Here is a 14,837-nt window from a genome sequence, read left to right as displayed (position 1 = left end):
CAGGACCACCATCCTGATCAAGGGGTCCGTACGGCGGTGCAAGCGCCTGCGGACCCCGGTTTCGATCGCGTCACCTCCGATTACAACAATGAGCAATCCTTCGATCACAGGTGTGATCGGGGGATATCAAGGGCGGTCAGAACGTCCCCAGGTCTGACGGCGAGGGGCTCACGATGATGACCGGACTTCCGGGATGACCGTACGACTGTGCGACGTAATGCCGAGTCACTCACTACCGGCCTCCGCCAAGGACTTCCTTCTCATTCTTCGCCAAGAGTAATCATTCAGACACTATCTGTGTGCAAACCCATGGTGCCTCCGGTACGGTGATGCCATCTTTACCTACTAGGTAAATCTCGCAGGTGGGAGGCGTGGGTAGGTTGGAGGTGTACTACGAGCGAAGTTCAGGAAGAAGTGTGAGTCCGACAGGGAGCGGCGCCGACACTTCGGCCATAACCGGGCCATCGCCTTGGCGAGGCGCATTCAGCACTTTCAGCAAGCCGAGACGCTCGATGAAGTGCGTCATCTCGGCGGCCGTTGTGAGGAGCTGGCAGGAGACCGTAAGGGCCAGCTGTCTGTCCGGATTGACGCCAACTACCGGCTCATTTTCGAACCTGAGGAGTGGATCGCGGACGATCAGGGCTCGCTCGATTGGACGGCCATCACTTCGGTCGTGCTCATCGAGATCGTGGACTACCACTGACGCCGCACCAGCGGGCTGAACGACAAGCGGTACAACACCGTGAGGAGGGAGAGCAATGGCCAGGGCCAAAACCACGCGCACGCTGTACGCGGCTGGAGATCTCGACTACGCGGTGCCGCCGGGGGAGACCCTGCGAGAGCTTCTCGAAGAGAAGGGGATGACTCAGCGTGAGCTGGCCGAGCGGGTCGGTTTGTCTCCGAAGCATGTCAACCAGTTGATTCACGGACTCGTACGCCTCACCCCCGAGGTGGCGGAATCGCTGGAACGAGTAGTCGGGACGCCGGCGAAGCTTTGGAACCGGCTTGAGGCGGACTACCAGTCCACAATGGCACGGCTGCGCTCCGTCAGAAACCTGGAGCAACACGCCGGATGGCTCAAGGAACTTCCGGTGTCCGAGCTGGTGAAGCGCAAGATCCTCCCCGAAGAGCCGAGCGACAAGATTTCGCGTATCGATCAGCTTCTCGCGTTCTTCGCCGTCGCCTCGGTCGATGTGTGGCGAGAACTGTACGAGCAACCGGCGGCGTACGCGTTCAGAAAGTCGAAGGTCCAGGACTCGAAGCTCGGCCCCTTGGCCACGTGGCTGCGCCTCGGCGAGATCGAGGCGCAGGCGATGCTGTGCGGCTCGTTCGACGCGACCGCTCTTCGAGCCTCGCTCCCTGAACTGCGGGCCCTTACCGTGCTGCCCGCCCAGGAGTTCCGGCCGCGGCTGCAGAAAATCTGCTCTGCCAGCGGGGTCGCCGTCGTCTTCATCGAGGAAGTCAAGGGTGCGCGCGTGAGCGGTGTCACGCGCAAGATCGGAACCAAGCGCGTAATCCAGCTCAGCCAGCGGTACCGCACCGATGATCAGCTCTGGTTCAGCTTCTTCCACGAGATCCACCATGTTCTGAACGGTGACGACGAAATGCGTATCGAGATCGCGGGGAGAACCGACATCGAAGACCCGAAAGAGCTGGAAGCGGACCGGTTCTCGGCGGACACCCTCATACCGCCTCAGTATGCTTCCCGACTGGCCGGGCTGACATCAAAGGCGGCTGTGCGAGCCTTCGCCGAGGAGATCGGTATCGCTCCGGGGATAGTCATTGGACGCCTGCAACGAGAACACCCCCGGCGATGGCCCTACAGGAACGGGAACGACCTCAAGCGCAAGCTGGATCTGCTCGAAACGTAGTAACCACCGGCACGAGCCGGGACCGGCTGACCGCGCCCCTTCGGTCCCGATACCACGACCACGACGCCCCCACGTCTGACAGCGAGGTGCTCACAATGGTCACCGAACTCCCCGCATGGGCCGTACGGCTGCGCGCCGAACGCCGCAGCCGATTCTGGAGCCAGAAGGACATGGCCCGACGCCTGGTCGAGGCCGCCGACGACGACGTACGAGCCCGGCTCCCTTCCCGGGAGAGCATCGTGCGCCGGATCAAAGCGTACGAAGCCGGACACAACCAGCCCGACGACCCCTACCGCCTCCTGTACGCCCGCGCCTTCGACCTCACCGAGGACGAGCTGTTCGAGCACAGCCCTGGAAACCTTGGGTGTGATGGTGACGACGAGTGGGACGCTCTGGAACTTGCTCGTCGCGCCGCAGCAACCGAGGTCGGGCAGGAGACACTCGAACGGCTGGAGCTGGCGGTCGATGACCTGGCCGTGGCCTACGCCGGAACGCCGCCCCGTGAGTTGCTGACTCGGGTGCGCCGTCACCTCTACTACGTGTCCCAACTGCTGGACTCCAAGAAGACGCTCACCGAGCATCGGCGGCTCCTGGTGGCCGGCGGCTGGCTCTCGCTTCTGGCCGCGACCTGTCTCATCGACCTGCGCTGGTTTCCGGCCGCCGCCGCGCGGCTTCGGACAGCTGCCCAACTCGCCAAGGAAACAGAGCATCGTGAGATCGCCGCCTGGTGTCTGGAGACGGAGGCGTGGCAGGTCCTCACCGAAGGCGACTTCGGGCGGGCCCTCACCCTTGCCCAGGCAGCGCAACGAGTCGCGCCCGGCGGAAGCTCGGCGTATATCCAGGCGACCGCGCAGGAGGGCCGGGCCTGGGCACGCCTCGGCGAGGCCCGGGAGACGCACGAGACGCTGAACCGGGTGATGCGGCTCGTCGCGCCTCTGCATGTCCCCGACCGGCCCGAACATCACTACCGCTACGATCCCGCCAAGTCCGACGCCTACATCGCGACCACCTTGTGCTGGCTCGGTGATCCATCGGCCGAGCCGTACTCCCGAGGAGTGCTCGCCCGATTGGAGTCGACGACCGACGGCCCGCCCCGGCCACGCAGGGCCGTGGCCGCGCGGCTCGACCTGGCTCTCGCGCTCCTGGCCGCCGACCAACCCGACGAGGCGGGACACCTGGCTCTCACCGCGATGACCAGCGGACTCCTCGTTCCCTCCAACTACTGGCGGGCAGCCGAGGTGGTAGGAGGCATGGAAACAATGCGGGCACCAGAGACTGCCGAGTTGCGCGAGGCGTACCGCGAGCTCTGCGCGCCTGCCGCCCAGCCTTCATGACGAAGCCGCAGATCATCCTTCCCTATGACACCTATGACTTGCGCTACTTCTCCTCGCCGAGGGCATCAAGGCTCATCCCGTCGTGCACTTGGACGCCTGCAACGGACGCACCGACGCCCGGATCCGCTCGAAACGTAGTAACAACCGGCACGAGCCGGGACTGGCTGACCGCGCCTCTCCGTTCCCGGTAGCACGACCACGACGCCCCCCACGTCTGACAGCGAGGTGCTCACGATGGTCACCGAACTCCCCGCATGGGCGGTACGGCTGCGCGCCGAGCGCCGCAACCGGTTCTGGAGCAAAAAAGAGATGGCCCGCCGTCTCGTCGCCGCCGCTGACGAGGAGACGCGCAAGTGTCTCCCCGCTCGGGAGACGATCGTCCGCCGAATCAAGGCGTACGAAGCCGGACACAACCAGCCGCGTGATCCCTACCGCCTGCTGTATACCCGGGCATTCGGGACCAGCGAAGGCGAATTGTTCGACATGCCGCAGGCTCCTTGCCGCCCGACCCTTGACGATGTTTTCGCCAAGTTGCCTGGCAGCGATGCCCTCACCCCGCTCCCTACTCGCGCTGGGCGGCGCATCGGGATGAGCACCATCGCTGATCTGTCCGCGAGAGTCCATCGTCTGCGCCTGGCTGACGATGTGCTGGCCGGCGGCGATCTCCTGCAGCCCGCGTTCCGCGAACTCGACGCCGTCACACGGCTGTACCGCGAAGCCACCTGCACCGAGCACACAAGCCGCGCCCTGCTCGCGGTGATCGGGGAACTCGCGCAGATCAGCGGATGGATCGCCAGTGACGCCGGACGACACGAGCAAGCAGCCAACGTTTACCTACTCGGTATCCGCGCCGCCCGAGAGGCCCGGGACGAGACCTTGGAATCGAATCTCCTCGGCTCCCTGGCCTACCAAACCGCCAATCTCGGCGATCCTCAAGAGGGGGTGACGCTCGCCCACGCGGCACTCGACGCGGCCGGGCCGCACGCGCCGGCGCGAGCGCGCGCCCTCGCCTGGGACCGCCTCGCCTGGGCGTATGTCAAAGTTGAGGAAGCCGAGCCTGCCATGCGAGCGCTGGAGGAGGCCAGGGCCGCCCTTGAACAACGCAGCGGCGAGTACGAGCCCGCGTACTTGTACTGGGTGGACGCGAGCGAGCTGCAGATCATGGAGGCACGTGCCTTCACTGAACTGCGCCGACCGCTTCGCACGGTGCCGCTGCTCACCGACGTACTGGACCGTTACGACGCCACTCACGCCCGCGAGCTCGCCCTGTACCTGTCGTGGCTCGTCGTCGCGCTCGCAGATGCCAACGAGCCAGAGGAAGCGGCTCGTGCCGCCTGGCGGATGTTCGACCTTTCGAAGGACGTGGCCAGCGACAGAACAGCGCGTCGTCAGCGTGTCGTCCTCGACCGGCTCGTGCCGTACCGGGACGTGCCACAAGTGCGGGAAGTAATAGACCGCGCTCGATGAGGAGTTGGATGGTCAGGGTGGCGAAGGGGCCTCGAACTGCTTGGCTGCTTGGGTGTTCACATATCTCCGCTGTCGACGCATCCGGGGCATGGCGTCCAGCCGCCGGCCCGCGCTTCTGCTGCGGGCATTCGCAAGAGATTATGCAGGCGGTTACCCTGGCTTTCGCTGCCGCGCCGACCCGCCTGGAACATGGGGCAGTCTTCGCTGACGTGGTCAGTTCGCGATCGCAGACGCGCTGTAGCTGCAGCGGCTACCACTCGAACCATGACGGGCTCTTCGCAGTTGAGAGTGTAGGGGGCCGGAGCGCGGCGGTGTCCCGATTGGGTCGAGACTCTTCAGGACGGAAGCCCTCTCGCTCGCCACCCGGAAGATCTCGACGTTGCTCCACGATACTTTCCGACGCCTCTGGCCCAACCACTTTCTACTGCCTCTCTCAAGCGGTGGGTTTCGTACTAGGCTTGGCGCATGCAGAAGTGTTCGAACTGCAAAACGGAATTCGATGTCTCAGACGTTCGAGATGAGTACAACGAGACGTTCGACGGAGAGAGCGATTATGACGAAGAACATGGCGGAGCAATATGCGCTAACTGCGCCATGCCGGACAGGGAATCAAACATGAACCTGGGTGCTGCAATACAAATGATGAATGGCGACCTCGACTATGACGATGACTTCGTACAAAAGTGGCTATGACGGCCCCTGTCACAGGGCCGCTTGTGGTGTCGGCTCACAAACCCGCCTTGGTGCGCTGACGTCGCTCGCGGTCGGATCCGAGGCCCGGAAGGTGCGGCGGTAGGTCGAGGGGGCGACGCCTGTTTCTGCGGCCAGGTGGCGGCGTAGGGACGTGGCGGTGGCGAAGCCGACCTCGTGGGCGATTCGTTCCACGGGCAGGTCGGTGGATTCCAGCAGGTGGCGGGCTCGTCTCAGGCGTTGCTGGGTGAGCCAGCGGCCGGGGCTCATGCCGGTCTCCTGCTGGAAGCGGCGGGCGAAGGTGCGGGGGCTCATGGCGGCGTGGGTGGCCAGCTCCTCCAAGGACAGGGGCAGGTTCAGGCGTTGCAGGGCCCAGTCGCGGGTTGGGCCTGTGCCGGTTTCGCCGCCCGGCGGGAGTGGGCGTTCGATGTATTGGGCCTGACCGCCGTCCCGGTACGGGGGTACGACGCAGCGGCGGGCTACCTGGTTGGCGACGTCGCTGCCGTGGTCCTTGCGTACCAGGTGGAGGCAGATGTCGACGCCGCTCGCCGCTCCCGCCGAGGTCAGGACGTCGCCGTGGTCGACGAAGAGCACGCCGGCGTCCAGCTCCACCCGGGGGAACAGGGCCTGGAAGATGTCGGTGAGCGCCCAGTGGGTGGTGGCGCGGCGTCCGTCCAGGAGGCCGGCGGCGGCCAGCAGGAAGGCGCCGGTGCAGATGGAGACCAGGCGGGTGCCGGGGCGCACGCGGGACAGGGCGGCCAGGGCCGGCGGGTCGGGGACAGCGGCGGAGGCCGGCGTGATGCCGTACGGAGGGATGATCACGGTGTCCGCCTCGGCCAGCACTTCGGGGCCGTGGCCGGGGGTGATGGTCAGGTCCGCGTCGGTGCGTACCGGGCCTCCGTCCACGCTTGCGGACAGCACCTCGTAGCGGCCGTCGGCGGAGCCCAGGACCCGGTGCGGGATGCCCAGCTCGAACGGGTAGACGCCGTCGAGGGCGAGGACGACGACCTTGTGGGCGCCGGGCCGTGGGGGCGGGTCGAGTTCGGCCGCCCGATCGGCAAGGCCCAGGGGAACGTGGCCGGCGGCAAGGTCGAGGGGCATGGCAGGAATGTATCGGAGGATGACGTTCTTGCCATCGCCCCGGCCCCGACCGCGGGGCCAGGATCGGGGCATGACTTCGACGGACACCCCTACGATGCTCGCCCTGCACCAGACGACCCTCGGCGGCCCCGACGTGCTGCGACTGACCGAGCTGCCGCGCCCCGAGCCCGGACTCGGGGAGATCCTCGTCGCCGTGCACGCGGCCGGGCTCAACCCCACCGACGTCAAGCACCGCGCCACGAGCATCTTCCTGCCACCCCCGCCGCTGACCCTGGGCTGGGACGTCTCCGGCACCGTGACGGCGACCGGCCCCGGCGTCACCCTCTTCGAGCCGGGTGACGAGGTGTTCGGCATGCTGCCCTACCCGTACGGAGCAGGCTCCCACGCCGAGTACGTGGCCGGCCCCGCCCGCGCCTTCGTCCCCAAGCCCGCCGGGATCGACCACGTCCAGGCGGCCGCTCTGCCGCTGGCCGCGCTCACCGCCTGGCAGGCCCTGGTAGAGACGGCGAAGCTGGAGAAGGGGCAGCGGGTGCTGATCCACGCCGCGGCCGGCGGTGTCGGGCACCTCGCCGTACAGATCGCCAAGGAACGCGGAGCCCACGTCACCGGTACGGCGAGCGCCCCCAAGCATGCCTTCCTGCGCGAGCTCGGCGCGGACGCCTGCATCGACCACCGCTCCGAGGACTTCGCTGAAACCGGCGAGCGCTACGACGTCGTCCTCGACACCCTCGGCGGGGAGACGGCCACCCGCTCCGTGAGCGTGCTCCGCCCCGGCGGTGTCCTCGTCTCCCTGGTGCCGGGCGCCGAGGACACCCGGGCGGCGGCCGAGAAGGCGCAGGTCCGCGCCGTCACGCTGATCGTCGAGCACGACCAGGCCGGGATGCGCGCCATCGCCGACCTGGCCGACCGGGGCAGGCTCCGCGCCCACGTCTCCGCCACCTTCCCCCTCGCCGAGGGCGCGCGGGCCCACGCTCTGGGGGAGACGGGCCGCACCACGGGCAAGCTGGTGATCACCGTCAGTTCGTGAGTCTGCTCCGGACGGCGGCGCGGGTGGTGTCGGGGAGGCGGGAGAGCAGGTGGTCGCGGGTGGAGCGGGGACAGTGCCTGAGGGCGTCCGCGATGGTGGCGGGCAGGAGCCGGTTCAGGGCGCGTACGGCCGGATCCTCCGGCATGGCGGCGACCACGAGGCCCGTCTGGCGGGGATCGGCGGCGGCCATCGCGCCGATGGCGGCGGCGGAGTTCCTGTCGTGCATGCCGCCGAGCATGCGCCCGCGGTGGCGGGGGTCCATGGCCAGCACCACGTCCGCGACCAGGGCGGGGTCGCGTACCTGATCCAAGAGCCGGCACGCGCGGCGGGGGAGCAGCATCTGCAGGATCTTGGCGCCCTTGGCGGCCTGCCGGCACATCTCCTCCACGGCGTCGGCCGTGAGGTCCTGCCACTGTTCGCCGAGCATCGCCGCGGCCTCGGCGGCGGGGAGCGCGAGCAGGTGTTCCCCCTGGTGCGCCATCGGCGGCCGGGCCTTCCGCACGACGGGACCCTCTCGATCGCGCCTGATCGCTCCGCCTTCGGGCGGTTTCCGAGGGTGAGGCGGTTTCTGCGGGTGAGGCGGTTGCTGAAGGCGGGGCGGTTTCTGAGGCTGAGGCGGTTGCTGAAGACGGAGCGGTTCCTGAGGCTGAGGCGGTTCCTGAGAGCGGGGCGGTTTCCGCGGGCGGGGCGGTTGGAGGAGGCGGTTGAGGTCGTGGGCCAGTTCGGCGGCCTTCATCCGGGTGCCCGGCTTCTTGTCCAGCAGGCGGCTGATCGTCGGGCCGAGCCTGCCGGGCTCGCGCAGGGGGTCGGGCTCGGCGGTGAGTATCGCGAACTTGACCGCCTCGGCGTTGCTCCTGCGGAACGGCGGCCGACCCTGCAGCGCCGTGTAGAGCGTGGCGCCGAGCGACCACAGATCGGCCGCCTCTCCGGCAGGGTCGCCGTGCAGCCGCTCGGGCGCCATGAAGTCGAGCGTTCCGACGAGCTGCCCGAGCCTGGTGAGCGAGGAGCTGCCCTCGATGGCGGCGATGCCGAAGTCCACCAGCACCACCTCGCCGGGGGCGGTGATGAGGATGTTGTCCGGCTTCACATCGCGGTGGTAGACCCCGACGGCGTGCGCCGCCGTCAGCGCGTCGAGCACCCGGGCCCCGATCCTGGCCGTTTCGAGCTCCGGCAGCGGCGCCCGGCCGATCAGCGTGCCGAGCGGGTCGCCGCGTACGTGGTCCATCACGATCCACGGCCCGTCCTGGGTGTCCAGGATGTCGTGCACCCTGACGATGCCGGGATGGATGACCCTGGCCAGTGCCTGCGCCTCCCGCCTGGCGCGCGCCGCCAGTTCGGGCGCCGGCCCCATGTCGGGGCGGATCTGTTTGAGCGCCACCGTACGGTCGAGCGCGCTGTCCCTGGCCCGCCAGACCCGTCCCATGCCGCCCCTGCCCAGGGGCGCCTCGATGACGAATCGGCCGGCGACGCGGTCACCAATCATCGTTCAGCCGCCCGGCGTGCTCGTAGCGCCCGCCGCCGGATCGGGTGTCGCGCAGGGTGCGCAGCGCGTCGTCCTCGAAACTGCGCGTCCCGTGGCTCTCCGTGGGGTACGAGCCGGAGTCGTCGCGTTCGGTCGGCTCGTAGGAGGAGGTGGCGGAGGAGTAACGCCGGGTCTCGGCAGGCTCGTCGCGGATGTCGTCCAGCGCGTCGCGCAGCCGCTTCGCGTCCAGCTTCTCTTCGATCTTGTCGTACGACCCGGGCCGCTGCATCAGCTTGACCAGCACCGGCAGGCACTCGATGACCAGGATGAACAGGAAGAGCAGCAGCCGCGCCATGGTGAGCGAGGCGTTGTCCTGGGAGACCCGGCCGAGCGCCTCCAGCCGGAGCAGCAGGCCGTCGGAGTCGAGGTTCTCATCGACGAACTGGCCGCGGAGCTCGGCCTGCTGGGCGTTCAGGCGATCCAGCTCGGCCCGCACCTTCGGCAGCTCCTCCTCCGCCGCCTGCAACCGCCTGGCCCGCCCGGTGGCCTGGGTGGTGCCGAGCTGCTCGCGGCGCTGCTCGATCTGCCGCTCGATGTCGCCGACCCGGGTGGCGGCGCGCCGGTAGGCTCGTTCGGCCGCCCGCGCCAGCGGCCCCGGGCCCTTCTTCGCGCATTTCGGCGGGCCCACGTAAAGCTGGCACTGCCATTCGTCGTAGAAGGTGTCGCGCTGTTTCACCGCTTCTTTGCGGGATTTCTCCAGCTCCTGGATCCGCTGGTCGGAGGCGGGGTCGAGGGCCGTCTCCCCGCGGGAAGCGATGACGGCTTCGAGCTCCGTCACCGTCGTCTCCAGGGTGGCGACGCGCCTGCCCGTCTCGCCGGTCTGCTGGGCGCGGGTGAAGGCGTCGAGGCGCTCCTGCTTGATGTCGAGGATGGTGGCGTCGATCTCCGGCTTGAAGATCTGCAGCACGAGCGGCGTGGAGATGACCGCGCCGAGGAGGAGCGCCAGGAGGACGCGGGGCAGCGCGAGCCAGAACCGCCGCCGGCCCCTGACCGGCAGCGAGGTGGCGAGCCAGCGGTCGAGGCCCAGGATGATCACGCCCCAGACCAGGCCGATGGCGATGGCGAGCGGCAGGAAGACCTTGAGCGCCGAGGACAGCGCGAACGTCATGGCCAGCGCGGCCAAGCAGGCGGTCGTGAGGATGGCCCCGCCGAGGCCGATGAACCTGGCGCGTTCGCCGTCGTATCTCTCCAGCACGTCCTGGCGGGCGCCGGACAGGATGATCAACCATCTACCGATCACACGCCGCTCCCTCGTGTCCCGCCGCTACCCTCTCGGCAGAGTACTTATTAGCATCAACAATCGGCAACGACGGGGTAACCAACCGCGTCTGACACTTTGACCGGGCACGGCCACATCCGAATAACCAGGAACGGGCGCAATATTGACAATTTCCCTCAAACTTCACATTTCCGCCCTATGAGCGCGTCCATTCACGACCTCATCGCGTCGTTCGCGGAGAAGCTCACCGTCGTGGAGATCGACATCGCCGGCATCAGGTTCTTCGAGGTCCGCGCGGACGAGGTCGGCACCCCGTACGTCGTCCGCAGGGCCGCCGCCAAGTGGTCCACCCTCACCGCCACCGGGGACGAGGTGGCGGACGCGGTGGGCGACGTCGCCCGCGAGCTGATCTCCCCGGAGGGCCGGGACGCGGTCGTCGTGCTGCCCGCCGCCGACGGCCCCGAGCAGGAGGCGAGCCTGCGCGCGATCACCGCGTGGTGCCCCGCCGCCCAGGTCATGCGGCCGCTCGGGGTCAAGGCGGCCGACCTGCTGCGCGACCTGGCCGCCCAGGCTCCGCTGCGGCAGTCGTACGACCTGGTCGTGGTCAGGGAACGGGCCGCGGACGGGCGGCTGGAGCTGGCCGGGCAGCCGCTCTTCGCCGCGGGCACGCTGCCGGGACAGGACGCCCACGTCGCCGTGACCTGCACCGGCCCCGGCGGCATGCTCCTGGCGGTCTCGGCATGGTCGGGCCCGCTCGAACCCTCGGGCCTGGTCTCGGTCGACCACGCGCCGCTGCCCCCTGGCCGGCACACCCTCAGGGCGGTGCTGGAGGCCCCGGGCCGGGTCGGCTTCCCCGGCGTCGCGGACCTGCGGCCGCACACCGGTTCCTGGGCGGAGGTGGTCGCCGGGCTGCCCGCGCGGCTGCGTCCCCCTTCCTCCCGCCCCGCCCACCTGATCTGCGCGATCGAGACCACCGGCGCCCAAGACGAGCTGGAGGCCCGCTGCCACTGGCCCGCCTACCTCATCGACCTGCTGGCCGACAGCCCCACCCAGTTCTCGGTCATCAGCTACGGCACCCACGTCTTCGGCGAGCGCCACCCCACCCACGTCCCGCCCCGCGTGGCCCTCTGGGCCGGCTCGGCGGCCCAGGCCAGGCTGGCGCTCGACTCGCTGCGTCCCACTCCGCCGACGTACCCGAACGCCGCCCAGGTGGAGGACGTCCTGGCCGAGCTGCGCGGCCTGCTGCCGCAGGACCGCGCCCGTACCGCGCTGCTCACGATCGGCGCGCGCCCGCCGCACCCCCGCAGGGTCGGCAGGGACCGCGTGCCGCCCTGCCCGCACCGGCACGACTGGCAGGCGCTGCTGCAGGAGCTGGAGCGGCGCCACGGCACCAGGTTCGCGGCGATCTGCGACGCCGCCTCGCCGGCCTGGGAGCGGCTCGGCTCGGCGGCGCTGTACCAGGTGGACGCGGTGGACGTCGAGGAGCTCGCCGCCCGCCTCGACCTGACGTCCGCCGGGGGCTCGCTCACCCTTCCCTTCGTCAGCTGAAATGAGGACCCCGCGTGACCGATGCAGAACCCGCGCCCGACATTGCGATGTGGGGCGCCTCGGGTAGCGGCAAGACCGCCTTCCTCGCGGCCCTGAGCATCGCGCTGAACAGGGCCGGGACGAGCTGGAGGCTGGTCGGCGAGAACCAGGCGTCGGGCGCCGAGCTGATCAGGCTCCGCAACAGGCTGCTGGACGATCGCATGTTCCCCGACTCGACCGAGTCCCTGACGTACTACAACTGGCTGCTGATCGGCGCGGCCGAGAGCCGGCGGCAGTGGTGGCGGCCGTGGCGGACCCTGCCGGGCAGGGCGCCGCGGATCAGGCTCGACTTCCTGGATCCGCGCGGCGGCCTGTACGCCGAAGAGCAGGCGAGCGTCGACAAGGAGGCCCTGGTGGCCAGCCTGGTCAGGAGCCGCGGGCTGATCTACATGTTCGACCCCGACAGGGAGAGCCGGGTCGGCGACGCCTTCAAGCACCTCGACCAGGCCCTGAACGAGGTCGCCGGGCAGATGCTGGTGGGCGACGAGTTCGCCGACGGCAAGCTACCCCACTACATAGCGGTCTGCATCACGAAATATGACGATCCGCGGGTGCTGATGCTGGCCGACCGGTGGAAGCTCGCCGAGCCCGACGTCAACGACGATCTGCGCATCCCGCGCGTGGACGAGGACCGGGCCAGGGAGTTCTTCCACCGGCTCTGCCGGCACGGGCGCAGCCACAACGCGGAGATGATCGTCGATCTGATCGAGACGTACTTCCACAAGGACCGCGTGCGGTTCTTCGTGACCTCGTCGGTGGGGATGTACATCGACGAGCGCCGCCGCCGGTTCGACCCCGACGACTTCCTCAACGTCATCGACGATCCCCAGAAGGGCCTCATGATCCGCGGCGCCGTCCGTCCCATCAACGTCATGGAGCCGGTGATCTGGCTCGGCGACATGTTGAGCTCACGTTCGATGAGGAGCGGGTGATGGCGGTACGGCCGACCGCCCACTGGGCGGTCCTCGGCAAGACGCCACAGAGCCTGGACGACTACGACGTCATCGGGTCCAGTACGGGAGCGCTGAGCAGGGCCGAGTTCTCCGACTGGCTCAAGTCGTTCGCCTCGGGCACCGTGGAGCCCAAGGCGCTGCCGCGGGTGGCGGCCAGCCCCTTCGACCGGGGCGGCGAGTCCTGGCTCGGCCTGTCGCTGCAGACGAAGCCGGAGTCCCAGGACGGCTTCCACCGGCCGTACACGATGACCTGGCACATCTGCCTGCGCTGGGAACAGGTCGCGAAGATCCCGCTCTCCTACCGCGCGCTGTACGAGGCGCTGCAGCGCAAGGACTTCTCCGGCGAGAGCCCGTTCCGGCTCAGCCTGCACGACTACGACCCGCCCAGGCTCGCCGCCGCGGCCAACGCCACCGCGCGCCGGGCGGCGGCGCTCCTGCTCACCGGCCGGCCCGTCTGCGTGGTCCGCGCCGAGCTCCCGCTGGAGCAGCGGCTCGACTTCCTCGACTGCGTCGCGGCGCTCCTCCCGTACGGCATGCGCAGCCGGCTCGCCGTCTCCACCTGGACCAACAGCGCCTCCAGGCATCGCATCAGGCTCTCCTTCGCCGAGGTCGCGCCCGCCCACGGCGCCTGGGAGCTGCCATGGGAGCGAGATGTCGCGCACGATCTCCCCGCCGAGGCCCGCCACTACGTGCAGGAGCTCGCACAGTACGACGCCGACGGTCTCACCGGTCTGATCAGCCGCCTGGCCGGTCTCGACCGCCCGCTCGACCTCGACAACGTGGCCGACCGCGCCGAGGCCCTCATGCGCGTACGCGAGCACGCCGCGATCAGGCTGGCCTCCTCCGTGCGGCAGCTGCTCCCCGAGTCGCTGGCCGGTCTCGCCCGCGCCGACGAGGCGCGGCTGCACGAGCTCAACGGCCGGCTGTCGCAGGCTCTCGACCGCGTCACCGACGCCGACCGCCGGGCCTACCGCGTCATCGTCCAGCGGAACCTGACCCCGCTGCCCGACGGGCTGACCGGCTCTCCCGCCGCGGAGACCTTCTTCCGCATCCTCCTGAGCCTCCTGTACGGCCCTGTCCTCCGCCCTCAGGACATCGACGACCTCCGCGGCGACTTCAGCCCGCTCGGAGCCCTTCCCGGCCCGCTCGCCAAGGCGCTCAAGGCGGTGTCCGCCGGCTGCGAGCCCCTGGCCAAACTGCGGATCGCCTTCCTCACAGGCGACGGCGGGATGGTTCGGCGGATCCTGTCGGGCCTGCCCGTCGAGGAGCTGCTGAACCTGATCGAGCGCTCCCGCGAGCGCCACGTACTGGACGGTGTCCTGCGTGAGCTGGAGGGCCGCGGCGGCGGGAAGGACGTCGCCGAGCAGCTCCACCGCCGCCGCTACCTGGTCAGGCCGATCTCCGACTGTTTCCAGGACGACAGCCTGGAGCGTCACCGCCGCATCCTGCGGCTCAGCCGGGGCCGCCTGCTCCTGCCCGGTGACGTCAAGGAGATCCTCGAAGCCCTGGACGGGGCTCCGCCGCAGGCGTTCCTGCTCGCGATCATGGCGGAGAGCGGCTGGGGCACGAGTGCGGCCCTGCTGTCCGGGCTGGCCGCGCACGCGCTGCGCGAGCTGCGGCTGGACGGCCCGATCAAACGGGACATCGAGGACGGCCTCACCAGGATGACCGCCCCCGCGCTCGTCCGCGCGCTGCGCAGCCCGCGCAGGCTCTTCGGCGGCCGGCTCCCGGAGACGGCGTCCTCCTCGATCGGCACGATCCAGTCGGTCCGGGAGGGGCTCCGCCGGCGCTTCCCCACCCCGCTCACCGAGCACGAGGTCAATGCGGCGCTCAACGGGCTCGGCCGCCCCCTCCGGCTGGAGGGACTGCTCGCGATCATGGCGGAGAGCGGCCCGGGAACGGCTCGGGAGCTGCTCTACTGGCTCGCCCAGCGTGCGGCCGACCAGCTCGGCACGGGCCTCACCGACAAGGCGGCCGCCGACATCGGCCAGGGCCTGGAGCGGATGACCGGCCCCCGCCGCGCCCTGCCCTTCGTCCGGCGCTCCCCTGGAGGCCAGGCCTGAGAC

General features: G+C 69.4%; 11 protein-coding genes and 1 pseudogene. 9 read left to right on the top strand and 3 right to left on the bottom strand.

Annotation, left to right across the window (positions count from 1 at the left end):
• Positions 1-418: 418 nt before the first annotated feature.
• The 5 genes and pseudogenes from ACFFR3_RS03360 to ACFFR3_RS03340 all read left to right on the top strand — a co-directional run.
• Positions 419-703 (top strand): annotated as a pseudogene (locus tag ACFFR3_RS03360) (type II toxin-antitoxin system RelE/ParE family toxin); the annotation flags it as partial.
• Between the two features lie 55 nt (positions 704-758).
• Positions 759-1,871 (top strand): helix-turn-helix domain-containing protein, encoded by a 1,113-nt coding sequence (locus ACFFR3_RS03355; RefSeq protein ID WP_379482568.1) that lies wholly within the window; start codon positions 759-761, stop codon positions 1,869-1,871.
• Positions 1,872-1,966: 95 nt separating this feature from the next.
• Positions 1,967-3,205 carry a helix-turn-helix transcriptional regulator gene (locus ACFFR3_RS03350; protein WP_379482567.1) on the top strand — a complete coding sequence of 413 codons (1,239 nt, stop codon included), beginning with the start codon at positions 1,967-1,969 and terminating at the stop codon, positions 3,203-3,205.
• Between the two features lie 234 nt (positions 3,206-3,439).
• The gene (locus ACFFR3_RS03345; RefSeq protein WP_379482566.1) at positions 3,440-4,672 is read left to right on the top strand and encodes an NsdA family TPR-like regulatory protein; all 1,233 of its coding nucleotides are present in this window, start codon (positions 3,440-3,442) and stop codon (positions 4,670-4,672) included.
• Positions 4,673-5,137: 465 nt separating this feature from the next.
• Complete coding sequence (locus ACFFR3_RS03340; RefSeq protein WP_379482565.1) at positions 5,138-5,365, top strand: hypothetical protein; 228 nt, start codon at positions 5,138-5,140, stop codon at positions 5,363-5,365.
• 9 nt (positions 5,366-5,374) lie between these two features.
• On the opposite strand, the gene ACFFR3_RS03335 is transcribed toward ACFFR3_RS03340, so the two are convergent.
• A complete protein-coding gene (locus tag ACFFR3_RS03335) occupies positions 5,375-6,463 on the bottom strand; it encodes a GlxA family transcriptional regulator (RefSeq protein ID WP_379482564.1) in 1,089 nt (362 codons plus the stop codon).
• A gap of 70 nt (positions 6,464-6,533) precedes the next feature.
• Between ACFFR3_RS03335 and ACFFR3_RS03330 the strand changes: the two genes are divergently transcribed.
• On the top strand, positions 6,534-7,490 hold the full coding sequence (locus tag ACFFR3_RS03330; RefSeq protein ID WP_379482563.1) for an NADP-dependent oxidoreductase: 957 nt from the start codon (positions 6,534-6,536) through the stop codon (positions 7,488-7,490).
• On the opposite strand, the gene ACFFR3_RS03325 is transcribed toward ACFFR3_RS03330, so the two are convergent.
• Together ACFFR3_RS03325 and ACFFR3_RS03320 are read right to left on the bottom strand one after the other, a co-directional pair.
• On the bottom strand, positions 7,480-8,973 hold the full coding sequence (locus ACFFR3_RS03325) for a serine/threonine-protein kinase (RefSeq protein WP_379482562.1): 1,494 nt from the start codon (positions 8,971-8,973) through the stop codon (positions 7,480-7,482). The genes ACFFR3_RS03330 and ACFFR3_RS03325 overlap by 11 nt on opposite strands.
• Positions 8,963-10,252 carry a DUF4407 domain-containing protein gene (locus ACFFR3_RS03320; RefSeq protein ID WP_345397073.1) on the bottom strand — a complete coding sequence of 430 codons (1,290 nt, stop codon included), beginning with the start codon at positions 10,250-10,252 and terminating at the stop codon, positions 8,963-8,965. The genes ACFFR3_RS03325 and ACFFR3_RS03320 overlap by 11 nt, the downstream gene beginning before the upstream one ends.
• A 177-nt stretch (positions 10,253-10,429) precedes the next feature.
• On the opposite strand from ACFFR3_RS03320, the gene ACFFR3_RS03315 reads away from it, so the two are divergent.
• Genes ACFFR3_RS03315 through ACFFR3_RS03305 form a run of 3 tightly spaced genes read left to right on the top strand, consistent with a single transcriptional unit; the run spans position 10,430 to position 14,834 of the window.
• Positions 10,430-11,779: a hypothetical protein gene (locus tag ACFFR3_RS03315; RefSeq protein ID WP_364365662.1), complete on the top strand. Its 1,350-nt coding sequence runs from the start codon at positions 10,430-10,432 to the stop codon at positions 11,777-11,779.
• Between the two features lie 14 nt (positions 11,780-11,793).
• Entirely contained in the window at positions 11,794-12,750 is a 957-nt protein-coding gene (locus tag ACFFR3_RS03310; RefSeq protein ID WP_379482561.1) for a hypothetical protein, read from the top strand.
• Entirely contained in the window at positions 12,750-14,834 is a 2,085-nt protein-coding gene (locus ACFFR3_RS03305; protein WP_379482560.1) for a hypothetical protein, read from the top strand. The genes ACFFR3_RS03310 and ACFFR3_RS03305 overlap by 1 nt, the downstream gene beginning before the upstream one ends.
• The last annotated feature ends 3 nt before the right edge of the window (positions 14,835-14,837 follow it).

It is taken from the genome of Nonomuraea salmonea (assembly GCF_042428605.1).
Taxonomy (GTDB): domain Bacteria; phylum Actinomycetota; class Actinomycetes; order Streptosporangiales; family Streptosporangiaceae; genus Nonomuraea; species Nonomuraea salmonea.
This window is presented reverse-complemented; position numbering and strand designations above follow the sequence as displayed.

Excerpts from the sequence above, each read along its gene's own strand:
- ACFFR3_RS03325 (WP_379482562.1), bottom strand. The coding sequence starts at position 8,973 with ATGATTGGTGACCGCGTCGCCGGCCGATTCGTCATCGAGGCGCCCCTG.
- ACFFR3_RS03315 (WP_364365662.1), top strand. The coding sequence starts at position 10,430 with ATGAGCGCGTCCATTCACGACCTCATCGCGTCGTTCGCGGAGAAGCTC.
- ACFFR3_RS03335 (WP_379482564.1), bottom strand. The coding sequence starts at position 6,463 with ATGCCCCTCGACCTTGCCGCCGGCCACGTTCCCCTGGGCCTTGCCGAT.
- ACFFR3_RS03305 (WP_379482560.1), top strand. The coding sequence starts at position 12,750 with ATGGCGGTACGGCCGACCGCCCACTGGGCGGTCCTCGGCAAGACGCCA.
- ACFFR3_RS03340 (WP_379482565.1), top strand. The coding sequence starts at position 5,138 with ATGCAGAAGTGTTCGAACTGCAAAACGGAATTCGATGTCTCAGACGTT.
- ACFFR3_RS03350 (WP_379482567.1), top strand. The coding sequence starts at position 1,967 with ATGGTCACCGAACTCCCCGCATGGGCCGTACGGCTGCGCGCCGAACGC.
- ACFFR3_RS03355 (WP_379482568.1), top strand. The coding sequence starts at position 759 with ATGGCCAGGGCCAAAACCACGCGCACGCTGTACGCGGCTGGAGATCTC.
- ACFFR3_RS03330 (WP_379482563.1), top strand. The coding sequence starts at position 6,534 with ATGACTTCGACGGACACCCCTACGATGCTCGCCCTGCACCAGACGACC.
- ACFFR3_RS03345 (WP_379482566.1), top strand. The coding sequence starts at position 3,440 with ATGGTCACCGAACTCCCCGCATGGGCGGTACGGCTGCGCGCCGAGCGC.